The organism is Streptomyces cellostaticus (assembly GCF_001513965.1).
In the GTDB taxonomy this organism is placed as follows: Bacteria; Actinomycetota; Actinomycetes; order Streptomycetales; family Streptomycetaceae; genus Streptomyces; species Streptomyces cellostaticus.
The window spans coordinates 220,219-243,018 of record NZ_KQ948024.1 but is presented as its reverse complement, the minus strand read 5'-3'; the positions used below and the strand labels follow the sequence as shown (position 1 = coordinate 243,018).

At 71.3% G+C, this 22,800-nt stretch carries 18 protein-coding genes and 1 other RNA gene; 9 read left to right on the top strand and 10 right to left on the bottom strand.

Annotation, left to right across the window (positions count from 1 at the left end; all coding sequences use genetic code 11):
• Window positions 1–81: 81 nt before the first annotated feature.
• The 3 genes from AQI88_RS21120 to AQI88_RS21110 form a co-directional block, all read right to left on the bottom strand.
• Window positions 82–1,428 (bottom strand): carbohydrate ABC transporter permease, encoded by a 1,347-nt coding sequence (locus AQI88_RS21120; RefSeq protein WP_079057699.1) that lies wholly within the window; start codon window positions 1,426–1,428, stop codon window positions 82–84.
• Between the two features lie 7 nt (window positions 1,429–1,435).
• Complete coding sequence (locus AQI88_RS21115) at window positions 1,436–2,818, bottom strand: ABC transporter substrate-binding protein (RefSeq protein WP_067001587.1); 1,383 nt, start codon at window positions 2,816–2,818, stop codon at window positions 1,436–1,438.
• A 174-nt stretch (window positions 2,819–2,992) separates the two neighbouring features.
• On the bottom strand, window positions 2,993–6,538 hold the full coding sequence (locus AQI88_RS21110) for an FHA domain-containing protein (RefSeq protein WP_067001583.1): 3,546 nt from the start codon (window positions 6,536–6,538) through the stop codon (window positions 2,993–2,995).
• Window positions 6,539–6,958: 420 nt separating this feature from the next.
• Here AQI88_RS21110 and AQI88_RS21105 point away from each other — a divergent pair, with 420 nt between their 5' ends.
• The 4 genes from AQI88_RS21105 to AQI88_RS21090 all read left to right on the top strand — a co-directional run bounded on the left by AQI88_RS21105 (window position 6,959) and on the right by AQI88_RS21090 (window position 12,440).
• A complete protein-coding gene (locus AQI88_RS21105; RefSeq protein WP_067001580.1) occupies window positions 6,959–8,650 on the top strand; it encodes a serine/threonine-protein kinase in 1,692 nt (563 codons plus the stop codon).
• A gap of 111 nt (window positions 8,651–8,761) precedes the next feature.
• Window positions 8,762–9,988, top strand: a complete 1,227-nt coding sequence (locus tag AQI88_RS21100; protein WP_067001578.1) for a serine/threonine-protein kinase — start codon at window positions 8,762–8,764, stop codon at window positions 9,986–9,988.
• 96 nt (window positions 9,989–10,084) lie between these two features.
• The gene (prfB, locus tag AQI88_RS21095; RefSeq protein ID WP_067001576.1) at window positions 10,085–11,191 is read left to right on the top strand and encodes a peptide chain release factor 2; all 1,107 of its coding nucleotides are present in this window, start codon (window positions 10,085–10,087) and stop codon (window positions 11,189–11,191) included.
• Window positions 11,192–11,495: 304 nt separating this feature from the next.
• Window positions 11,496–12,440: a hypothetical protein gene (locus AQI88_RS21090; RefSeq protein WP_067001573.1), complete on the top strand. Its 945-nt coding sequence runs from the start codon at window positions 11,496–11,498 to the stop codon at window positions 12,438–12,440.
• Between the two features lie 105 nt (window positions 12,441–12,545).
• Here the strand turns inward: AQI88_RS21090 and AQI88_RS21085 are convergent, their stop codons facing one another.
• A complete protein-coding gene (locus tag AQI88_RS21085) occupies window positions 12,546–12,737 on the bottom strand; it encodes a hypothetical protein (protein ID WP_067001570.1) in 192 nt (63 codons plus the stop codon).
• A 238-nt stretch (window positions 12,738–12,975) separates the two neighbouring features.
• Here AQI88_RS21085 and ftsE point away from each other — a divergent pair, with 238 nt between their 5' ends.
• From ftsE to ssrA, 5 genes are all read left to right on the top strand, one after another.
• Window positions 12,976–13,665 (top strand): cell division ATP-binding protein FtsE, encoded by a 690-nt coding sequence (gene ftsE, locus AQI88_RS21080; protein ID WP_055707746.1) that lies wholly within the window; start codon window positions 12,976–12,978, stop codon window positions 13,663–13,665.
• A 47-nt stretch (window positions 13,666–13,712) separates the two neighbouring features.
• Window positions 13,713–14,630, top strand: coding sequence for a permease-like cell division protein FtsX (gene ftsX, locus AQI88_RS21075; RefSeq protein WP_067001566.1), 918 nt, complete (start codon window positions 13,713–13,715; stop codon window positions 14,628–14,630).
• A gap of 67 nt (window positions 14,631–14,697) precedes the next feature.
• Complete coding sequence (locus tag AQI88_RS21070; RefSeq protein WP_208615848.1) at window positions 14,698–15,876, top strand: S41 family peptidase; 1,179 nt, start codon at window positions 14,698–14,700, stop codon at window positions 15,874–15,876.
• An 86-nt stretch (window positions 15,877–15,962) separates the two neighbouring features.
• Complete coding sequence (smpB, locus tag AQI88_RS21065; protein WP_067001764.1) at window positions 15,963–16,505, top strand: SsrA-binding protein SmpB; 543 nt, start codon at window positions 15,963–15,965, stop codon at window positions 16,503–16,505.
• 109 nt (window positions 16,506–16,614) lie between these two features.
• Window positions 16,615–16,983, top strand: a transfer-messenger RNA (tmRNA) gene (gene ssrA / locus AQI88_RS21060).
• A gap of 128 nt (window positions 16,984–17,111) precedes the next feature.
• Here ssrA and AQI88_RS21055 read toward each other — a convergent pair.
• From AQI88_RS21055 to AQI88_RS21030, 6 genes are all read right to left on the bottom strand, one after another.
• Window positions 17,112–18,119, bottom strand: coding sequence for a LacI family DNA-binding transcriptional regulator (locus tag AQI88_RS21055; RefSeq protein WP_208615847.1), 1,008 nt, complete (start codon window positions 18,117–18,119; stop codon window positions 17,112–17,114).
• 4 nt (window positions 18,120–18,123) lie between these two features.
• Window positions 18,124–18,318: a hypothetical protein gene (locus AQI88_RS21050; protein WP_067001556.1), complete on the bottom strand. Its 195-nt coding sequence runs from the start codon at window positions 18,316–18,318 to the stop codon at window positions 18,124–18,126.
• A 12-nt stretch (window positions 18,319–18,330) separates the two neighbouring features.
• Window positions 18,331–19,155: a carbohydrate ABC transporter permease gene (locus tag AQI88_RS21045; protein WP_067001553.1), complete on the bottom strand. Its 825-nt coding sequence runs from the start codon at window positions 19,153–19,155 to the stop codon at window positions 18,331–18,333.
• Entirely contained in the window at window positions 19,152–20,066 is a 915-nt protein-coding gene (locus tag AQI88_RS21040) for a carbohydrate ABC transporter permease (protein ID WP_067001550.1), read from the bottom strand. Before AQI88_RS21040 ends, AQI88_RS21045 begins: the two co-directional genes overlap by 4 nt.
• On the bottom strand, window positions 20,063–21,361 hold the full coding sequence (locus AQI88_RS21035; RefSeq protein ID WP_067001546.1) for an ABC transporter substrate-binding protein: 1,299 nt from the start codon (window positions 21,359–21,361) through the stop codon (window positions 20,063–20,065). The genes AQI88_RS21040 and AQI88_RS21035 overlap by 4 nt, the downstream gene beginning before the upstream one ends.
• Window positions 21,362–21,504: 143 nt before the next feature.
• Entirely contained in the window at window positions 21,505–22,731 is a 1,227-nt protein-coding gene (locus tag AQI88_RS21030) for an MFS transporter (RefSeq protein ID WP_208615846.1), read from the bottom strand.
• Window positions 22,732–22,800: the final 69 nt, after the last annotated feature.

The following is a 22,800-nucleotide window of genomic DNA, read 5'->3' as shown; positions in this document are numbered from 1 at the left end:
CCCGCCGCAGCCTGCGAATGTTGCTGCGCCATCCCGGGGGATATCCCCCGGACTCCCAGCCGTCCTGAGGCACACGCGAGTTCATCGCCTGACCTCCCGCCGCAGCCTGCGAATGTTGAACAGCATCACCGGGATCACCAAGAGCAGCAGGAACACCGCGATGGCGCTCGCGATGCCAGGCTGGCCCTCCGAGAAGCCCTTGCGGTACAGCTCCAGGGCCAGCACGTTCGCGTCGTCCTGGGAGGAGCCCGGGGCGATGATGTAGACGAGGTCGAACACCTTCAGCACGTTGATCATCAGTGTGACGGTGACGACCGCGAGGACCGGTGCGAGCAGCGGCACGGTGACCCGGCGGAACACCTGCCACTCGTTCGCGCCGTCGACCCGTGCCGCCTCCAGCAGTTCCCGGGGCACGCCCGCGAGTCCGGCCGCGATCAGCACCATCGCGAAGCCCGCCCACATCCATACGTACGACCCGATGATGGCCGGGGTGACCAGCGCCGGGCCGAGCCAGTCGACGCCGTTGTACGGTGCCCTGAAGTTGCTCGCGGGAAGCCGCAGTCGGGCGCCGTCCGCCTTGGCGGGCAGGGTGAAAGTGCCGTCGGAGGCCGCCTTCGTGGAAGCCACCACCTGGCCGGCCGTGTCGACCGCCTCGATCCGCATCCCGGCGTAGCCCAGCTCGGACGGGTCGGGCGCGCCGAGCCTGCCGACGCCCTTGCCGCGCGTGAAGTCCTGCCAGGTGGTGCCGGTGATCTTCCCCGGCTCCGGCTTGGCGGCCACGGCCTTCTTCGCGTCGCCGGGCATCTGGTCGGGGGCGACGCCGACGAGCGGGAGCGTGACGGTCCGGCCGGTGTGCACCGTGGCTGTGGTGATGAAGCCCCCCTGGTCCGCCTTGAGCGGCGACTCGCGGCCCGGGTGTGCCTTCGGGAACGCCGACGACTGCGCGAAGGTGTCGTGGACACCCACCCACACCGCGTTGGCGACGCCCTTGTTCGGATCCTGGTCGTACACCAGCCGGAAGATGATCCCGGCGGCCAGCATCGAGATCGCCATCGGCATGAAGACGACCAGCTTGAACGCCGTGCCCCAGCGCACCCGTTCGGTCAGCACCGCGAAGACGAGGCCGAGCGCGGTGGCGACGGTGGGCGCGAACACCACCCAGATGATGTTGTTCTTCAGCGCGGTGCGGATGCCGTCGTCGGTGAACAGTGCCTTGTAGTTGTCGAAGCCGGCGAAGCCGTCGCCGGAGGCGTTGTAGAAGCTGCGGACGACCGAGTACCCGATCGGGTAGACCACGAGCGCGCCGAGCAGCACCAGGGCCGGCAGCAGGAAGAGGCCTGCCACCGCCTTGCGGGTGCCGGTCACGCTCTTGCGGCTCTTCGGTGCGGCGGGGCCCGGTGGGGCCCCGGCCGCCGCTGCCGATGCCATGACCGGATCAGCTCCCGTTCCCGTACGCGGCCGCCGCGTCCTTCTCCAGCTGCGCCTGGGTGCCCGCCACGTCCTTCGGGTTCTTCAGGAAGTCCTGCAGGTCCTTCCACTCGCCCTTGCCGGGGGTGCCGCCGAAGGCCTGCGGGGCCTGATCGGACATGTCGAAGCGGAAGTCGTCGCCGGACGCGACCAGCGCCTTGGCGATCGTGCGCTGCACCTCGTTGGGGTAGGCCGAGTCCGGCACGTTCTTGTTCGGCGAGAGGTAGCCGCCGAGCCTGGCCTGGATGGTCGCCGCGTCCGGGGAGGCCAGGAACGTGGCCAGCGCCTGGGCCGCCTTGGAGTCCTTCAGGATCACGGCCGCGTCACCGCCGGAGACCACCGGCGCGGACGAACCCACCGCCGGGAAGGGGAACACCTTCGCGTCCGTGCCCACCTTCGCCTTGGTGTCACCGATGTTGACCTGCGCGAAGTCGCCCTCGTAGACCATCGCCGCCTTCGGCTGGTCGCCGCCGGTGAAGGTCTGGGTGACGGACGCCGGGAACTCGGTCTGCAGGGCGCCGTCCGCGCCGCCCGCCACATAGTCCTTCCTGCCCCAGATCTGGGCCAGCGTGGTCAGGGCCTGCTTCACCGACGGATCGGTCCACTTGATCTTGTGCTGGGCGAGCTGGTCGTACCTCTGAGGCCCGGCCTGGGACAGATAGACGTTCTCGAACCAGTCCGTCAGCGTCCACCCGTCGGCGCCGCCGACCGAGAACGGGGTGACACCGGAGTCGTACACATTCTGTGCCGTCTTCAGCAGCTCCTGCCAGGTCTTCGGCTCCTTGGCGCCCGCGCCCTCGAAGACCTTGGCGTTGTACCAGATCAGCGACTTGTTGGCCGCCTTGTAGTAGACGCCGTACTGCTTGCCGCCGACCTTGCCGATGTCCTGCCAGCCCGGCGAGTAGTTCTTCTGGAGCTCCTTGAGCGCGTCGGCGCCGAGGGGCTTGGCCCACTTCTTGTCCACGGCCTGCTTGATCGCTCCGGGCTGCGGCAGCAGCGCGACGTCCGGCGGCTGACCGCCCGCGATCTTCGAGCCGAGGAAGTTGATGATCGGGTCCTGGGCGGGCACGAACGTCACCTTCGCGCCGGTGCGCTTCTCGAACTCCGCCAGGACCTGCTTGAAGTTCTTCTGCTCGGTGCCGGTCCAGACGGCGGCGACCTCCAGGGTCGCGCCGTCCAGCTTCGGCAGGGTGAGCGTGGAGCCGGGGGCGGTGGCCCCGCTGCTCTTGCCGCCGTTGTCCTTCTTGTGGTCGCTGCTGGAGCAGGCGGTGAGCGCGAGGGCTCCCGCGAGCAGCGCGGCGAGTGTGGAGACGGCCCTGTGTGTCTGGATCGTGTTGCTGTTGCCACGCATCACTTCCCCGTTCGTCGTTCTCCGTCGAACTCAGAACACTGTCCGTGCGCTCCGGTCTACGCCGGGCCGCACAAGGGCGGCAAGAGCGCCTGCGCCGTCCGGCGGCCCATCGTGACCGGCTCGTGATCAGGGACGTATGCGTGCCGATTCCGACCAGAGAGCCGGACAGCACACCTAGAGCAGCGAGGGAACCTCCGCCGCGGCGACCTCGCGGGCCGCGCGCTCGACCGCGCTCGCCAGGAGGGCCAGGTCGGTGGGGCCGTTGCCCAGTTCGCGGACGGGACGGCGGGCCGGCGGGTCGCCCATACGCTGCCACTCCAGCGGGACGACCGTGGGCCGCTGGGTCGCGGTGCGCGGGATGCGGCCCGTCACCCGGCCGCCCTGGAAGGCGACGAAGCGCCCGTCCGGGTACATCAGCCTGCCGCGCCCCGGCGCGGGCTCGTCCGGCCCGGCGGACGGCGCGTCCAGCACGATGCGCAGGGTGGCCATCCTGGCCGGTTCCGTCTCGGCCGTACGGCCCTCCGTCCCGGCCGCCGCCACCAGGTGCACGCCGAGCCGCTCGCCCTCCCTGGCCACCGCCTCCAGCGCCCGCATCACCGACCCGGCGGCGGGCCGGCCCGGGGAGCCGAGCGCGGGGGAGACCAGCGCGTCCAGGTCGTCCACGACCACGACGAGCCGGGGCAGCGGCGGCGCGGCCTCGGTGCGCTGCCGTGCGGCGGCGCCGGGCCGCAGCCGCAGCGTGGAGCTGGGCGGCGCCTCAATGTCTCCGGTCCCGGGCGCGGCCGGCCGCCCGGTCGGGCTGCGCTGGGCGATGATGCGGCCCGACACCTCGCGCCCGGTGTGCCACTGGGCGAAGTCCGTGCGCCCGACCAGCTCCGTACGCCGCTTCAGCTCGGCGCTCAGCGACTGCGCGAACTCCCGCATGCGGACGGGGTCGTTGGCAATGAGGTGGGTCGTCACATGGGGTATGTCCGTGCAGACCCGCAAGCCCTCACCGCGCCCCGCGCCCGTGCCGATGCCGTCCCGGCCGTCTATCAGCACCATGCCGAGCCGGTCGGGCCGCTCGGCTGCGGCCAGCGAGGCGACCACCGCGCGGAGCAGCTCCGTACGGCCGCTGCCGGACGGCCCCTCGATCAGCAGATGCGGCCCGTCCGCCACCAGGTCGGCGCTGAGCGGGCCGCGAGGCCCGGCACCGAGCACCGCCCGGGCCCGCCCGCCCAGCGACTCGGTGTCGTCGGCCGCGTCCGCCCAGCGGGCCATCAGCGAGGCCGGGGTGGCCCGGGCGAGCCCCAGCTCGTCCAGCAGACGCGCCGACGGGGGCAGCGGCGTGGCCACGCGCGCGTGCCGTTCACCGACGGGGCCGTCCGGGCGCAGCGGCGCGAGCGCCCGCGCGAACCGCTCCGCCCAGGCGGGGGAGACGGCGTCGACGGAAGCGAGCGCACCGGGGCCGACGGGACCGCCGGGCGCGACGCGCATCAGATGCAGGGTGCCGGCGACGTCACCGCTGAGCAGCGCGACGGCCCCGCAGTGCCGGAAGGTGGGCGTGACCGCACAGGCCGCCTCGTACGTCTGCGCCACCGGCGAGGCCGGGGTGGCGGCCGTGGTCTCGGCGAGGCACACCACATGGATCCCGGCCCGCGGCCCGGCCACGGCCAGCCGCGCCACGGCTTCCCGCAGGGCGGTACCGCCCGGATCCCCGTCCACGACGACCACGGTGTACGGCCCCGCAAAGCCGCCCGGACCGCCCGGCTCGGCACCCTCCCGGGCCCAGGAGGGGCGGCGAGCGGAAGCCCGCTGGGGGGAACCAGCGACCGCGTCGGTGCCCACGGCTGCTGCGGCGGGGCCTGTCGCCGAGGCCGGTGCTGCGGGTGGCGGAGCCGGGGTTCCTGCCGCAGGCGTGCGGGGCGAGGCGGGCTGGGCTGTGCTGCGGCCCGATGCCGCGTACTCCTCCACCCGGCGCAGGAGTTCTTCCGCGCGGGCCGCCGCCTGTTCGCGGTCGTAGGCCAGCAGGAGGCGGCAGTCCTGGCTGTGGCCCGGGCGGATGTGCGGCAGCCAGCCCAGCCAGGACCACTCGGCCGTGCGCTCCGCCTCCGGGCGCGAGCGGTCCGCGCTGATCAGCACGATCTCCAGCAGGTCGGGCGAGTGCAGCGTGGCCAGCTGGGCCAGTACCGCGCGGGCCAGCCCGGACAGCCGGGGGCGCGGGCCGGCCAGGCCCAGCGCGCCCGCCTCGCGCAGCGCGGCGGTCACCGGCACGGCCGGCAGCACGCCCGAGCCGTCCGGTGCGCTCCGGTCGGCCGTGCCGAGTCGCACGGTCAGCGCCTCCGGGTGCCCCGGCCCGCGCTCCCACAGCCGGGGCCCGGGACCGAGCGCGGTCAGCAGCAGCGCGGCCGGGTCGGGCCAGGTCTCGGGCTGCTGCGGGACACCGGTCACCGGTGTGTGGGACGGCCCGGCGGCCTCACCGCCGTACGCCTCCGGTCCGGCGGCCGGCTGCTCCGCGCGTCCGCCGGCCAGCCGCCGGGCCCATGCGCCGAGCCCGCCCCGCCGACGGGCCCCCTGGGGGATGTCGGTGCCCCGCAGGGGTGTGCCTTTGCGGCTGCTGGAGCCGTCCGTGTCCGTACCGGAAGAGGCGTTGCCCGGCCCGGGGATGTGCTGAGGCGTGCCGACGTAGGAGCCTTTGTGTACGCCGACGCCGTGCCGCCCCGCGTGCGTGTCCCCCGCGTCCGTGCCTCCGCTGTCGGCAGGCGTACCGGAGGCCGGACCCTGTGTTCCCGTGCTTCCGCTTCGGCTCTCGATATGCGGCGCCCCGGCCTGGCCCGGCACCGTCGGCTCCCCGCGGCGGTGCTCCTGAGCCCCCGTGTCAGCGCCCGAGGAGCCCCAGCCCGCCGAGCCGTAGGCATGATGCGTCGGTCCGGCGGGGCCGCAGCCACCCGCGCCCGACGCGGGCTCCACGCGCGCGTGCCCCGCGGCACCGGCCCCGGCGTCCGCACCCGGCTGCGCGTCACCCCCGAAGCCACCGGCCGGCCCGGGACCACCGGCTTCCCCGGCCGCCAGGGAAACGCGCACGCACCCTTCCCCGTCCGGGACCGTCTGCACCCGCGCCCCGGGACCCCCCGACGGCCTCACCCGCAGGGCGGACTCGCCGATCCTCAGCAGTGCGCCCGCGGGGAACCGCACCGGGCGGTCGCCCACGCGCGTGCCGTCCAGGGCCGTGCCGTTCGTGGAGCCGAGGTCGGCCACCGAGACGCGGCCGTCGGCGGCGACCGTGACCGCGCAGTGGAGGCGGGAGACGTCCGGGTCGTCCAGCGGGACGTCGGCGTCGGCGGAGCGGCCGACCGTGATCCGGCCGCCGTGCAGCAGATGGACCCCGCCGGCGTCCGGACCCGCGACCACGTGCAGCTGGGTCGGGGCGTCGTCCAGCTCGGGATGGGGCTCGGGGGCCGCCGGGGTGCCCAGGGACAGCACGGCGCCGTCGACCAGCGGAGGCTCGCCGAGGGTGCAGCGGCGGGCGTCCAGCCGCTCGGCACCCGCGTACAGCACGACCGCCGCGCCACTGGACTCCCGCCCCGCGCCGCTCTCTCCGGTGACCCCCGCGGCCAGCGCCGACGCCACCGCGGCCAGGTCCGTGCCCGCGGGCGCCGTCACCAGCACGTCGCGGCTCGCGACACGCCCCCGCTGCGGAGACGGGCCCAGCGGGTCTACGACGGTCAGCCGGATCTGCATCGCCGTCAGCGGTCCCTTCTGCCCGGGCGCGGACTTCCCCCACCCCGCACGAGCACGTCGGCCAGTACTGCACGCATCCTCGCACCTGTCACTGACAACGCGCCCGCGACCCGGTGCCAAGTGATCTTGATTGGTCAGCTCTGCCCCCAAAAGTGCCTGACCAGTAGCTCCTCGATGATCAGTTGAGATCGGTCACGTCCGGAACGCGGCAACCAGGAGACCGAGGCGAGCGTCTTTCCTTCGAACCTGGCCGTGAACCCGGACATGAACCCGGGCATGAACCCGGACCGACATGGCCGGGGAGGACCGGCGAACATCGTCGGGAACGCATACGTAGTGCCTTGTGGAGCGGCACTACAGTGGGTCGGAACACCGGAATGCAGGCAAGCAAGCAGCAACAAGCAGCAGGGAGCGCGTGACGTGCGGCCAGTCGGCAGCAAGTACCTGCTCGAGGAGCCGCTCGGGCGCGGCGCCACGGGCACCGTCTGGCGTGCCCGCCAGCGCGAGACCGCGGGCGCCGAGGCGGCCGTCGCCGGCCAGCCCGGCGAGACGGTCGCGATCAAGGTCCTCAAGGAGGAGCTGGCCGGCGACCCGGACATCGTGATGCGCTTCCTGCGGGAGCGGGCCGTGCTGCTCCGGCTCACCCACCCGAACATCGTCCGGGTGCGCGACCTGGTCGTCGAGGGCGATCTGCTGGCCCTGGTCATGGACCTCGTCGACGGCCCCGACCTGCACCGCTACCTGCGCGAGAACGGCCCCTTCACCCCGGTCGCCGCATCCCTGCTGACCGCGCAGATCGCCGACGCCCTCGCCGCGAGTCACGCCGACGGCGTCGTCCACCGCGACCTGAAGCCCGCCAACGTGCTGCTCCAGCAGTACGACGGCCGGATGCACCCGATGCTGACCGACTTCGGCATCGCCCGTCTCGCCGACTCCCCTGGCCTGACCCGCACCCACGAGTTCGTCGGCACGCCCGCGTACATCGCGCCGGAGTCCGCCGAGGGCCGCCCGCAGACCTCCGCCGTCGACATCTACGGCGCCGGCATCCTGCTGTACGAGCTGGTCACCGGCCGCCCGCCGTTCTCCGGCGGCACCGCCCTCGAAGTCCTGCACCAGCACCTGAGCGCCGAGCCGCGCCGCCCCTCCACCGTCCCGGACCCGCTGTGGACGGTCATAGAGCGCTGCCTGCGCAAGAGCCCCGAGCAACGGCCCAGCGCGGAGAACCTCGCGCGCGGCCTGCGCGTGGTCGCCGAGGGCATCGGCGTGCACGCCAACGCCGCCCAGATCGCCGCCGCCGAGGGCGTCGGCGCCCTGCTGGCCCCCGACCCGGCCCCGGCCGCCGTCCCGGGCGTGCCCGGCGCCGCCGACCCCACGCAGGTGTTGCCGACGAACGCGCCGCAGGGGGCGTACGACCCGAACGCCGCGACCAGTTTCCTGCCGCACACCGGCGGCCCCGTCGGCGCGGCCGACCCCACCGCCGTGCTGCCGAACACGGGCGCCGCGGACCCGACGGCGGTCATGCCGCCGATGCCGCAGGGCCCGCCCGGCGGCCAGGGGCAGCAGCCCGAGCAGCCGCACCCCTGGCAGTCCCAGCTGCGCGCCGCCCGGGACCGTAACGAGCAGACGCAGATCCAGTACCTCGACCCCGACGCGGACCCGCTGCGCCGCCGCCCCCAGCGGCAGGCCGCCCGGCCGCAGCAGCAGCCGCGCCAGGCCCCGCAGGCGCGCCCGCAGCGTCCGCAGCCGCGCGGACAGCAGCAGGCGCCGGCCGGATACGGCCATCCGCAGCAGCAGCCCCAGCAGTACGCCCCGCAGCAGCAGCCCCAGCGGTACGCGCCGCCCGCTCCCGAGCCGCAGCGGCCCGCGCGCGAGCCGCGGGCGCCGCGGCAGCGCAGCGCGAACCCGATGAAGATCCCCGGGCTCGGCTGCCTGAAGGGCTGCCTGTTCACGATCGTCATCCTGATCATCGCGAGCTGGCTGATCTATGAGCTGACGCCACTGCACACCTGGATCGGGCACGGCAAGGGCTACTGGCACCAGGTGAAGGACTTGGTGGGCTCGGTGAGCCACTTGGTCAAGAAGCTGGGCAGCTCCTCCGGCAGCGGCAACTGATCGCTGGTTTGGGTATTTGTCGACATCTGCCGGGTGATTTCCGTCTCCGCGGTGAAGGTTGGCTCCTCGGACGCGTAGTTTTAACGACAACACGCGTCTGTAGGAGCAGTCTTGGCACGGAAGATCGGCAGCCGGTACACCGCCAACCAGATCCTGGGGCGGGGCAGCGCCGGCACGGTGTGGCTGGGCGAGGGACCGGACGGGCCCGTCGCCGTCAAGCTGCTGCGTGAGGATCTCGCGTCCGACCAGGAGCTCGTCGGGCGCTTCGTCCAGGAGCGCACCGCACTGCTCGGCCTGGAGCACCCGCACATCGTCTCCGTGCGCGACCTGGTGGTCGACGGCAACGACCTGGCCCTCGTCATGGACCTGGTGCGCGGTACCGATCTGCGCACCCGGCTCGAGCGTGAGCGCAGGCTCGCGCCCGAGGCGGCCGTGGCGATCGTCGCGGACGTCGCCGACGGGCTCGCGGCGGCCCACGCGGCCGGGGTCGTGCACCGGGACGTGAAGCCCGAGAACGTCCTGCTGGACATGCAGGGCCCGCTCGGCCCGGGCGGGGCCCACCCCGCGCTGCTCACCGACTTCGGCGTCGCCAAGCTGATCGACTCGCCGAAGCGGACGCGGGCCACGAAGATCATCGGTACGCCCGACTATCTGGCCCCGGAGATCGTCGAGGGGCTGCCCCCGCGCGCCGCCGTGGACATCTACGCCCTGGCCACGGTCCTGTACGAGCTGCTCGCGGGCTTCACCCCCTTCGGCGGCGGTCACCCCGGCGCGGTGCTGCGGCGGCACGTCACGGAGACCGTCGCGCCGCTGCCCGGTATCCCCGATGAGCTGTGGCAGCTGATCGTGCAGTGCCTGGCGAAGGCGCCGGCCTCGCGGTTGCGCGCGTCGGAGCTGGGGGCGCGGTTGCGGGAACAGCTTCCGATGCTGGTGGGGATGGCGCCGCTGGATGTGGACGAACCGGAGGCGGAGTCCGACGAGGAAGGGCCGCAGGAGGCGCCGGCGCCGGCCGTGCCCGGGGAGCCCGTGCGGCGGCGTGGTGCGGTGCCGTTGGTGCCGGGGGCGAAGCCGGACTCCAATCGGGACACGCATACGTCGATGAGGGTGCCGGGGCCCGATGAGCTGGCGGGCGGGGCGCGGGGGACGGCACGGGTGCCGAGGGCGTCGGGTGCGCCGCGGCCCGGGTCGGCTCGGCATCGCGCTGCCGCTCGGCGCCGCAGGATCACTTTGGGCGTCGCGGGGGTGGTGCTGGCTGCGGCGATCGGCGTCGGCGCGTGGGCGGCGACGTCAGGGGACGATCAGCCCCCGCAGGACACCCACAGCACCTCGACCCCCTGACCCGCCAGGGGTGCTCCGCCCCCCTCCGGACCCCCCACCCCCATCACCTCCCCCCGCTCGGCCCTCGCTGGTCGGTGGAGCCGTTACGCTGGAGGCGTGGCAGTCGTCGATGTATCCGAAGAGCTGAAGTCCCTCTCCTCGACCATGGAGTCGATCGAGGCCGTCCTGGACCTCGATGGGCTGAGGGCACAAATCGCCGTGCTTGAGGAGCAGGCGGCGGCGCCGTCCCTGTGGGACAACCCGGACGAGGCGCAGAAGATCACCAGCAGGCTCTCCCACCTCCAGGCGGAGGTCAGGAAGGCGGAGGCGCTGCGCGGCCGGATCGACGATCTCGGCGTGCTCTTCGAGATGGCCGAGGAGGAGGACGACCCGGACACCCGCGCCGAGGCCGAGTCCGAGCTGGCCTCCGTGCGCAAGGCGCTGGACGAGATGGAGGTCCGGACGCTGCTGAGCGGTGAGTACGACGCCCGTGAGGCGCTCGTCAACATCCGCGCCGAGGCCGGTGGCGTCGACGCCGCCGACTTCGCGGAGAAGCTGCAGCGCATGTACCTGCGCTGGGCCGAGCAGCGCGGATACAAGACAGAGGTCTACGAGACGTCGTACGCCGAAGAGGCGGGCATCAAGTCCACCACCTTCGCCGTCCAGGCTCCCTACGCCTACGGAACGCTCTCCGTCGAGCAGGGCACCCACCGGCTCGTCCGGATCTCGCCCTACGACAACCAGGGGCGTCGCCAGACCTCCTTCGCGGGTGTCGAGGTCCTCCCCGTGGTCGAGCAGACCGACCACATCGAGATCGACGAGTCCGAGCTGAGGGTCGACGTGTACCGGTCGTCCGGGCCCGGCGGCCAGGGCGTGAACACCACCGACTCGGCGGTGCGCCTGACCCACCTCCCCACCGGCATCGTCGTCTCCTGCCAGAACGAGCGGTCGCAGATCCAGAACAAGGCCACCGCGATGAACGTCCTCCAGGCCAAGCTGCTGGAGCGGCGCCGGCAGGAGGAGCAGGCCAAGATGGACGCCCTCAAGGGCGACGGCGGCAACTCCTGGGGCAACCAGATGCGTTCCTACGTGCTGCACCCGTACCAGATGGTCAAGGACCTGCGAACCGAGCACGAGGTCGGTAACCCCGAGGCCGTGTTCAACGGTGAGATCGACGGGTTCCTGGAGGCCGGCATTCGCTGGCGCAAGCAGCAGGAGAAGTAACTTTGTCGACATGACAACTGCCGCCCGCGTGGCGGCAGTTGTCATTTGTCTGGGTTTTACATCACACTCACAGTCTCCATTTCCCGGCAAACGCCACCCCATCGGACATTGCGCCCGCAACGGCCTTGACGTTGCTTTGAAAAATGGGAAGGGTGAAGCGTGGCATGCGTATCTCTGGGGCGCATGTGAACCGGGGGAATGGGATGACTCGGACATGATCCGGGCTTCGTCAGCTGCCTCCGTCGATCACGGCAAGCCCCGCACGCCGCCTCATTGACGAACAGCTACTGGGGGTAGCAACCATATGACGAAGAAGACGCGGATCCGGGTCGCGCGGATAGCCGCCGGCGCCGTGATCGCGGCGGGTGCCTCGCTGACCGCCGCCGGCGCGGCTTCCGCCCTGGACCTCGATGTCCAGGCGGGCCCGATCAGCCTTGGTGTGAGCGCGAGCGGAAACTCCGACGGCGGTACCGACGGCGGCGGCAGCGGTGGCTGCGACCCCATCGGCGTCTGCGACACCACCGGTGGCAGCTCGACCGGCGGCAGCAGCACCACTGGTGGTGACACCACCGGCGGTGACGCCACCGGTGGCAGCACCACGACCGGTGGCGATGACAGCACCGGCGGCACCACGACCGGCGGCGACACCACGATCGGTGGTGTGATCGGCGGTGACGACAGCACCGGCGGCAGCAGCACGACCGGCGGCACGACCGGTGGCGACGACAGCACCGGTGGCAGCACCACGACCGGTGGCAGCACCACGACCGGCGGCACGACCGGTGGCACGACCGGTGGCACGACCGGTGGCGATGACAGCACCGGTGGCAGCACCACGACCGGTGGCAGCAGCACGACCGGTGGCGGCAGCTCGACCGGCGGTGACAACGGCGGTTCCGGCAACTCCGGCGGCGGCAACTCGGGCGGCGGCAACGGCGGCGGTTCCGGCAACTCCGGCGGTGGCAACTCCGGCGGTGGCAACGGCGGCGGCTCCAGCACCTCCGGTGGCAACGGCCACACCACCCCCGACGGCGGCGGCAACAACAACGCCTCCCAGGAGGAGGGCTCCTCGGCCCTCACCGACACGGGCTCGGACACCTCGGCCAAGGGCGGCGGCAAGCAGCTCGCCGAGACCGGTGCCGGACAGACCGCGTTCCTGCTGGTCGGCGCCGCGACGATGATCGCCGGTGGCATCGGCTTCCGCATCCTGCCGCGTCTGGCGAACGGCCGGGGCGGCGCGGCCGCCTGAGCGTAGCCGTACCGTCGCGCTGCGTATGCACAGCGTGTCGAAGAAGGGCCCGGAGCATGGCGCTCCGGGCCCTTCCGGTGCTCTTGCCGGGTCTTTCCGGTCTTCTTACGCGGTCTGGTGCGCCAGCAGCGCCACCGCGGCGATCAGCACCGCCAGCAGCGCGATCAGCGCCATCGGGTTCAGCCCCGCGAAGAAGCCCTCCTGCTGCAGTCGCTCGCGATTGGCACGGCACACCGGGCACCGGCCCTCGCTCACGGGCGCCGCGCAGTTCGCGCACACCAACCGGTCGTACGTCATGCGGTCGCCCTCCTTGCACCGGCCTTCACCCATACAACGCTTCCGGGAACGAGAACGTTCCCCCTCCACTCTGCCAGGTTCCCGTGGAGCCTGCGCGGGGCGCCGACAGAGAGGTGGTAAGAGCAGCCGCGGGTACAAAAGTGCACAACCCACCCCCAACCCCGTACGGGCCCTGCGCTTGCGTACTCGGTTCGCGTATGGTCACGCTCATCTACCCCCGGCGACCCGTGGTGCATCCGTGATCCGATTCGACAACGTCTCCAAGGTCTACCCCAAACAGACCCGCCCAGCCCTCAGGGATGTCTCCCTGGAGGTGGAGAAGGGCGAGTTCGTCTTCCTCGTGGGGTCCTCCGGCTCCGGAAAGTCCACCTTCCTGCGGCTCATCCTCCGCGAGGAGCGGTGCAGCCACGGCCAGGTGCACGTCCTGGGCAAGGATCTCGCGCGCCTCTCCAACTGGAAGGTGCCGCAGATGCGCCGCCAGCTGGGGACGGTGTTCCAGGACTTCCGGCTCCTGCCCAACAAGACGGTCGCGGAGAACGTGGCCTTCGCGCAGGAGGTCATCGGCAAGTCGCGCGGCGAGATCCGCAAGTCCGTGCCGCAGGTGCTCGACCTCGTCGGGCTCGGCGGCAAGGAGGACCGGATGCCGGGCGAGTTGTCCGGTGGTGAGCAGCAGCGTGTGGCCATCGCGCGTGCCTTCGTCAACCGGCCCAAGCTGCTCATCGCGGACGAGCCCACCGGCAACCTCGACCCGCAGACCTCCGTCGGCATCATGAAGCTGCTCGACCGCATCAACCGGACGGGCACCACCGTGATCATGGCGACGCACGACCAGAACATCGTGGACCAGATGCGCAAGCGCGTCATCGAGCTGGAGAAGGGCCGCCTCGTCCGCGACCAGGCCCGCGGCGTCTACGGCTACCAGCACTGACCCGCCGCCCCCCGAGTCACGTCCACGGAAAGGCTTAACCCGAGGCCATGCGCGCCCAGTTCGTCCTGTCGGAGATCGGTGTCGGTCTCCGCCGCAACCTGACGATGACCTTCGCCGTCATCGTCTCCGTCGCCCTGTCCCTGTCCCTCTTCGGCGGCTCACTGCTGATGAGCGACCAGGTGAGCACCATGAAGGGCTACTGGTACGACAAGGTCAACGTCTCGATCTTCCTGTGCAACAAGAGCGACGCGCAGTCGGACGTGAACTGCGCCAAGGGTGCGGTCACCGAGGACCAGAAGAAGCAGATCCTCGCCGACCTGCAGAAGATGCCGCTCGTCGCGAAGGTGACCTACGAGTCGCAGGACGAGGCGTACAAGCACTACAAGGAGCAGTTCGGCAACTCCCCGCTGGTCAGCTCGCTCACCCCGGACCAGATGCAGGAGTCGTACCGGATCAAGCTCAAGGATCCGAAGAAGTACCAGGTCATCGCAACTGCCTTCAACGGGCGTGACGGTGTGCAGTCGGTGCAGGACCAGAAGGGCATTCTGGACAACCTCTTCCAGCTGCTCGGTCTGATGAACCAGGCGGCGCTCTTCGTGATGGCGCTGATGCTGCTCATCGCGCTGCTGCTGATCGTCAACACCGTGCGCGTCTCGGCGTTCAGCCGACGGCGCGAGACCGGGATCATGCGCCTGGTCGGTGCTTCGGGCTTCTACATCCAGGCGCCGTTCATCATGGAGGCGGCGGTCGCGGGCCTGATCGGCGGCGGCCTCGCCTGTGTGTTCCTGGTGGTCGGCCGGTACTTCACCATCGACCACGGCATGGCCCTGTCCGCCAAGCTCACGCTCATCAACTTCGTCGGCTGGGACGCGGTGTTGACCAAGCTCCCGCTGATCCTCGCCACCAGTGTGCTGATGCCTTCTCTGGCGGCGTTCTTCGCGCTGCGCAAGTACTTGAAGGTGTGACGCATGCCAAGAGGGCCGTACGGGCATCCGGCCGTGCGGCCCTTCGCGTTGTCCTAGACTCACGGCCATGTCAGGCCGAGACCTGTTCTGTGAGCCCCGCCGCATCCGCCGCGGGGCCGCCCTGACATTGGTCTTCGCCGGCGTCCTGGTCGCCGGCGCCGCCACCGGTTCCTTCCCGGACACCGGGCCGGCGGACGCCTCGGGCCGCAGGACCACCGCCGGTTCGGCGCGCACCGCCCCCCGCCACGAGGACGTGCGGGAGGCCGCCGCCGAGGCCATGGCCGACGGGAAGTCGCCGATGGAGGCCGCCGAGCGGGCCGTCAGCCGCAGCGGGGACCGCTGGGGTGCCGTCTACTCCGAGGGCGAGTACCAGGAGTTCCAGGAGGCCCTCGACGGCCAGTACACCGGCGTCGGCCTGTGGGCCCGGCGCGAGCGGGACGGCCGTATCCAGGTGACGCGGGTGCAGCCCGGCTCGCCCGCGGCCGACGCCGGCATCCACAAGGGCGACCGGCTGCGCAGCGTCGACGGCGCCAAGGTCGACGGGCGGCCGGTCACCGACGTGGTCTCCTTACTCCGCGGCGACGCCGAGGACGCGCCCGCCGGTACGACGGTCACGCTGGGCCTGCAGCGCGGCACGCGCGCGTGGACCCGGATCCTGCACCGGGCCCGCCTGTCCACCGACTCCGTGACCGTCCGCAAGCTGCCCGACGGGGTCACCGTCATCCGGATCGCCGCCTTCACCAAGGGCTCCGGGGACGCCGTCCGCGCCGCGGTGCGCGAGGCCCCGCCCGGCGCCGGAATCGTCCTCGACCTGCGCGGCAACTCGGGCGGCCTGGTCACCGAGGCGGTGGACACCGCCTCCGCCTTCCTCGACGGCGGCCTGGTCGCCACCTACGACGTCGACGGCGCCCAGCGCGCCCTGCACGCCGAGGCCGGCGGCGACATCACCCGGCCCCTGGTCGCCCTGGTCGACGGCGGCACCATGAGCGCGGCCGAGATGCTCACCGGCGCCCTCCAGGACCGGGGCCGCGCGGTCGTGATCGGCTCCCGCACCTTCGGGAAGGGCTCCATCCAGATGCCGACCGAGCTGCCCGACGGCTCGGTGGCCGAGCTGACCGTGGGCCACTACCGCACCCCCTCGGGCCACGCCGTGGACCGCCGGGGCATCACCCCGGACCTGGAAGCCGGGCCACAGGCCCTCCAGCGGGCGGAGACGGTCCTGGCGGGCCTCGGCGACCCCTCCTAGCGCCCTCAACCCCTCCCAGCACCCTTAATACGCTTCCCACCCACCCCTCCCGTGGTGCGAAAATGGACGGCACTATGAGCAAGGGAATGTACGTACCGAAGGAGTCCCAGCCCAAGCAGGGCGGAGGGGCCGCCAAGGTCAGGGACGGCGAGAAGGGCGGCAAGCGCAAGATCGTCGCCCAGAACAAGAAGGCCCGGCACGACTACGCGATTGTTGACACCTACGAGGCCGGGCTCGTACTCACCGGCACCGAGGTCAAGTCGCTGCGTGAGGGACGGACCTCGCTGACCGACGGCTTCGTCCAGATCGACCGGGGTGAGGCGTGGCTGCACAACGCCCACATCCCCGAGTACCACCAGGGCAGCTGGACCAACCACTCCGCGCGCCGCAAGCGCAAGCTGCTGCTGCACCGCGAGGAGATCGACAAGCTGGAGTCCAAGGCCCAGGAGACGGGTCACACCATCGTGCCGCTCGCCCTGTACTTCAAGGACGGCCGCGCGAAGGCCGAGATCGCGCTCGCCCGGGGCAAGAAGGAGTACGACAAGCGGCAGACCCTGCGGGAGAAGCAGGACCGGCGTGAGTCGGACCGTGCGATCGCGGCGGCGAAGCGCAAGCAGCGGGGCGTCTAGCCGGGCCGCCGGGAATAAGCTGGCACGCGGGTGCGTTGGTCACGTACGATGGCACTGCACTCCACAGAGGGTGCGCACCCCTCTCCGGAGGGGATTGAAAAATCAACATGGGGATGATCGGTTTCGACAGCGGCTGTCGAAGCAGGGGAAGCGTGTCGAGGAAGCGGCAATGATCTCGTAAACCATATGTCGCAAAAAATAATCGCCAACACCAAGCGCGATTCCTTCGCCCTCGCTGCCTAAGTAGCGACTTGCGAAGTGTCAGCCCGGGGCTGTTCCCGACCCGGATCCTGGCATCAGCTAGGGAACTAAACCTTGATCCCGGTCACGGGGTGAAGAGGGAAATCTAACAGTGACTGGGCCCGTCGGCGACTTGTTCGCGTGATTGCCGGGGCCGAGAAAATCACAGCGAACTGCACACGGAGAAGCCCTGATTCCGCACCGTTGGACGCGGGTTCGATTCCCGCCATCTCCACGACCTGGAGCTGGGGGCATGCCCCCAGACCCCGTCATCCCATGTGGGCAAAGGCCCCGTCGCTCCGAGCGGCGGGGCCTTTGTCATGGGCGGGAGCGTGGCGGTCGCCTGCCCTCGGCAGCCGTGGCGTCTCACGCGAGTCGTGGTGCGGTGCTCGCGCGTTCCGTCAGGTGGGGTGCGAGCAGGGTCTCCTGCGGGACGGCGGTGCCGGTCAGCTTCTGCATCAGCAACTCCACCGCCCGTTCGCCGAGTTCGGCCGACGGCAGGGCGACCGAGGTCACCGGTACCCGCAGGGCCGCGGCGGTCTCGTCGGGACAGATCGCGGTGACCGACAGGTCGGCGGGGACGCGCAGCCCGAGCTGCTCGAAGGCGTCGATCAGGGGTTCCAGCACCGCCTCGTTGTGGACGACGACGCCGGTCAGCGCCGGGTGCTCGCGCAGAAGCCGTTCCGCAAGGCGGCGGGCCGCCGCCGGGGTCGCCTCGCACGGGTGTACCGAGGAGGCGAGAGCGCTGCGGTGGGCGGCGGCCGTGAAGCCCTGGACCACCCGCTGGGCGAACGCCGTGCCCCGCACGTACACCTCCGGCGGCGACCCGACGAGCGCCACGACCCGGTGCCCGAGCCCCGCGAGTCGCTCCACGCACAACTCCCCGGCCGCCTTGAAGTCGAGGTCGACGCAGGTCAGCCCCTCGGACTCCAGAGGGAACCCGATCATCACCGACGGCCGGTCCAGCGAGCGCAGCAACGGCAGCCGGGGGTCGCGCAGCTGGACGTCCATCACGATCAGCGCGTCCACCAGTGCCGCGTCCGCGACCCGGCGCAGCCCGTCCTCGCCCTCCTCCTGGGTGAGGAGCAGGACATCGTGGTCGTGCCGGCGGGCGGATGTCACCACCGACACCGCGAACTGCATGACCACGGGTACGTGGATGCCGGCCCGTAGGGGGATCACCAGCGCCAGGACGTTCGAGCGACTGCTGGCGAGGGCCCGGGCGCCGGCGTGCGGCCGGTAGCCCAGCTCGCGGATGGCCGCCTCCACCCGGCGCTTCGTCTCGTCCGAGATCGGGCGCTTGCCGCTGAGGGCGTACGAGACGGTGCTGGGGGAGACCCCCGCGCGCCGCGCCACATCGGTGATCTTGACCATCAGCTCAGCTCCAGGGAGAGAAATCCGGTGCCCGCCGGGGCCCGCGCGACCCGCTGCCCGGCGGCCAGCGCCCAGGGCCGCGCCGGGTCGGCGCGTGGATCTCCAACGTGCCCTCCTGCGCGGTGACGTCGAGGACCTCCACCGGATGGGCGGCGGTGACGCCCTCGCGCAGCAGCCAGTAGCCGTCGGTGAACTTCACGCGCGCACCCCTTTACTTGACCGCACCCACGGCGATGCCGCGGGTGAGCGTCCGCTGGAAGACGAGGAAGAAGACGAGCGCGGGCAGTACACCGAGCAGGGCCGCCGCGTCGGTCATGGTGGCGTCCATCAGACGCTGGCCCTGGAGGACACCGAGGGCCACCGACACGGTCTGGTTGTCGTTGGAGACCAGCATGACCAGCGGGAGCAGGAACTCGTTCCAGGTCCAGATGAAGAAGAAGACCAGGAGGACGCCGATCGTCGGGCGGCTGACCGGGACGACGATCCGCCACAGCACCTGCCACGTGTTCGCGCCGTCGATGCGGGCCGCCTCGATGATCTCGCGCGGGAACCGGCCCAGCACCGAGGAGAGCAGATACGTGCCGAAGGCCGCCTGGATCACCGTGAACACGATGATCACGCTGAGCCGGGTGTCGTAGAGCCCGGCCTGCTTGCTCAGGTAGTACAGCGGGTAGACCAGGGCCTCCTGCGGCAGCATGTTCGCGAGGAGGAAGAAGGCCAGCACCCAGGTGCGGCCCCTGATCCGGCCGATGCCGATCGCGTACGCGTTCAGCACCGACAGGATGGCGGCCAGGACCGCCACCGAGCCGCTGATCAGCACTGAGTTGGCCAGCTTCTGCCCGTAGTCGACGCGCTGCCAGAAGTCCTTCAGGCCGTCCAGGTAGAGGCCCTCGGGGAGGCTGAGCGGGCCGTGCCGGGAGTACTCGGCCGGCGATTTCACCGCGTTGACGGCGACGATCACGAACGGCACCACCATGAACAGGGCCGCCAGGCACAGGGCGATCAGCACCGGGTAGCGGCGCAGGGCGGTCCTCATGCGCGGGCTCCTTCCCCGTCGTCCTCGGCACGGGTCTGGAGCTTCAGCCCGGCCAGGGAGAGCAGCAGGATGAGCACGGTCAGCACGGTGGAGATCGCGGCGCCGTAGCCGACCTGGGTCGTCTCGAAGAACGTGGCGAAGGAGAAGTAGGAGGGCACGTCGGTCGCGCCGCCCGGGCCGCCCTTGGTCAGCACGTACACCGCTCCGAACACCTTGAGCGCGGCGATCGTGCACCAGGTCAGGACGACGGAGATCTCCGGGAGCAGCTGCGCCAGCGTGATGTGCCTGAAGCGGCGCCACCAGCCGGCCCCGTCCAGCTCGGCCGCCTCGTACAGCTGGGGGTCCACGCGCCCGAGGCCCGCCATGAAGACGACCAGCGGGAAGCCGAGCTGCACCCACACCAGCACGCCCATGACGCTGTACAGCGCGATGTCGGGGTCGCCGAGCCAGTCCTGCTGCCGGCCGCCGAGTCCGACCGCCTTCAGCAGCTCGTTCAGGGAGCCGTCCTCCGGCGCGAGGATCCAGCTCCAGACGATGCCGGCGACGGCGACCGGCAGCACCTGGGGGAGGTAGAAGCAGGCGCGCAGGACGGCGGCGACCCTGCTGCCGAAGTGCTTGCCGATGTAGTCGAACAGGGCGGCGGCCAGCACGAGTCCGAGAGCGGTCGGTACGGCGGCCATCGCGACGACCATGAACAGGCTGTGCCGGAAGGACGCCCAGAACTCGGAGTCGTCCAGCAGCTCGCGGTAGTTGGCGAGCCCGGACCACTTCGGGGTGCCCACGCCCTGCCAGTCGGTGAAGCCCACGCCCGTGTTCATCAGGAACGGGACGACGATGACGGCCAGGAAAGCGAGGACGCCGGGGAGCAGGAACAGGGCGTAGGAGTCGCGGGGGCGGCGGCTCACCGTCATCGCCGCGGTACGCCCTTGTCGTACGCCTTCTGCAGATGGTCCAGGTAGGCGTCCGGACTCTCGCTGCCGGTGATCAGCTTCTGCGTCTCGGAGACGAGGGTGTCGTAGAAGCCGGGGACCGGCCAGTCGGGATAGAAGGCGAGCCCGTCGCGCCGCGAGAGGGTGTCGAAGTGGTCGATGAGGGTCTTGGCCTGCGGGTCGGTGACGGCCGAGGTGTCCGCGGCGACCGGGACGCCGCCCTTGTTGCCGAGCAGGTTCTGGATCTTCTTCGACAGGGTGATGTCGATGAAGTCGTAGGCGAGTTCCTTGTTCCTGGCGCCCTGGGGGACGACCCACAGGTTGCCGCCCGAGCCGAGGGTGAGGTGCGAGCCGGGCCACGGGAAGGTGCCCCAGTCGAACGTGTTCTCCGCCTTGAAGCGGCCGTACCACCAGCTGCCCGAGAACAGGATCGGCGCCTTGCCCCGGATGAAGGACACACCCGCGTCCTCGGCCTTCGTCCCGCTGGAGCTCTTGCCGAGGTAGCCCTTCTTCACCCAGTCGGCGAACGTGTTCGCGGCGTAGGTCCAGGCGGCGTCGTGGAAGTCGGTCCTGCCTTTGTACAGCTCGTACGCGTCGACCCATGAGCGGTCGGCCTTGGAGAGGGCGAGCTGGTAGAGGTACTGCTGGGCGATGTACTCGGCGCCCGCGTTCGCGAGCGGGGTGACGCCCTTGGCGACGAAGGTGTCCATGGCCGCGGTGAGGTCGTCGAACGTCTTCGGTTCGGCGATCCCGTACTTCTTGAACAGGTCCTTGTTGTAGAAGACCATCGCGTACTCGGCGTAGTCGGTCACGCCGTACCACTTGCCGGAGCCCATGACGCCGGCCGAGTCGTACCGGCTCGTGGTCCGCACGCCCGCGCTGAGTTTCCTGTCCCAGCCGCGCCTGGCCGCCTCGGCGGTGAGATCGGTGAGCAGGCCCTGCCGGGACAGCAGCCCCGCCGTCGCGTTGCCCTTGTTGTACTCCATGAGGTCGGGTGCGTCGGAGGAGTTCAGGACCATCGGGGCGGTCTTCTGGATCTGCTCGAAGCCCTTCTCCTCGAACTTCACCTTGACGCCCGGGTGCGTGGCCTCGAACTCCTTGATGGCTTCGTTCCAGGCCACGCCCATCGCGCTGTCGGAACCCTCGTAGTGCCACAGCCTGAGGGTCTTGCCGTCGGCGGAGCCGCTGTCCGAGCCGCCGCAGGAGGCCAGCAGCAGGGACCCGGCCAGGACCGCCGCCGCGGCCGTCATCGCCCGTCGCCTTCGTACCGTCAACATCCAGTGCCTCCAGGGGAGTCGGATGGTTCTCGGGGCGTCACGCAGCGTCGGTCGAATCGATTCGATGCGTGACGTCGAAGCGCTTCGACGGAGGAAGGTAGGCGGGGGTGGTGCGGGCGTCAACGGGTGGGACGGGAATTGCCTCAAGCGATTCGACGGTGCGTGCGCGCCGCCAAGTTGATCAGCAGGGCCACGGTGGCCGCGGCGGCCGGGACTGCGAAGGCGGCGGCGGGGGAGAGGCGCTCGGCCGCCCAGCCGCCGGCCGCCGAGCCGCACGCGATGCCGGTGAGCAGGGCGGTGACGACCAGACTCATGCCCTCGTTGAGCCGGTCGGCCGGGGTGCGCTGCTGCACCAGGGTCATCGCGGTCACCATCGTCGGCGCGGTCGCCATGCCCGCCACCAGCAGCGCGCCCGCCAGGGCCACGAGCGAACCGGTGACGGTGGCCGCGAGCCAGGGCAGGGTCATCAGTACGGCCATCGCCGGCAGGCACTGGGCCAGGCGCAGGCCGGCCGGCTTCAGCGCCCCGTACAGCAGACCCGCCGCGCACGAACCGGCCGCCTGCAGCGCGAGGACGACACCGGCCGCCGCGCGGTGCCCCTGTGCGTCGGCGTACGCGATCGTGACGACCTCCATCGAACCGAACACCGCGCCGGTCGCCACGAAGCAGGCCAGCAGCGGCGGGATCCCCGGGCTCCTGAGCGGCGACGGTGCCTTCGAACGGGCCTGCGGCGGCGGCTCGGTCGCCCGCTGCGCGGTGAACAGCAGCATCCCGGCCAGCAGCAGCGCGGCCCCGGCGAGCGTGCCCGCCTCCGGGAAGAACGTGCCGGTCAGGAAGGAGGCGAGCACCGGGCCGAGCATGAAGCACAGCTCGTCGGCGGCCTGTTCGAAGGAGTTCGCGGTGTGCAGCGCTCCGGTGTCCTCGCGCAGCAGGTGGGCCCAGCGGGCGCGGGACAGGCCGCCGATGTTCGGGGTGGTCGCGGTGGCGGCGTAGGCGGCGAACAGGGTCCAGTCCGGGGCGCCGTAGCGCACGCACAGCAGGAGCGCGAGGCTGCCCAGCACCGCGGTGAGCGTGGCCGGTACGGCGACGCGGGCCTGCCCGTGCCGGTCGACGAGCCGTGCGATCCAGGGCCCGGCCACCCCGGTCGCCGCGAGCCCGGTGGCGGTGACGGCGCCGGCGAGGGCGTACGAGCCGCGGGATCCGGCGATCATCACGACCGCGCTCACCCCGAACATGCCCATGGGGAGGCGGGCGATCAGGTTGCCGGCGGTGAAGGCGCGGGTGCCGGGGAGGGAGAAGAGGCGGCGGTATCCGGTGAGTCGTGCTTGTCTGTTCTGTATCCGGCTGTCTTCGACGGTCTGTTGCGGCATGGGTCAACGTTCGCTCGAAGTGGATCACGGGTCCAACACCTTCTCGGTGCCGATTCACGCACCCGCGTT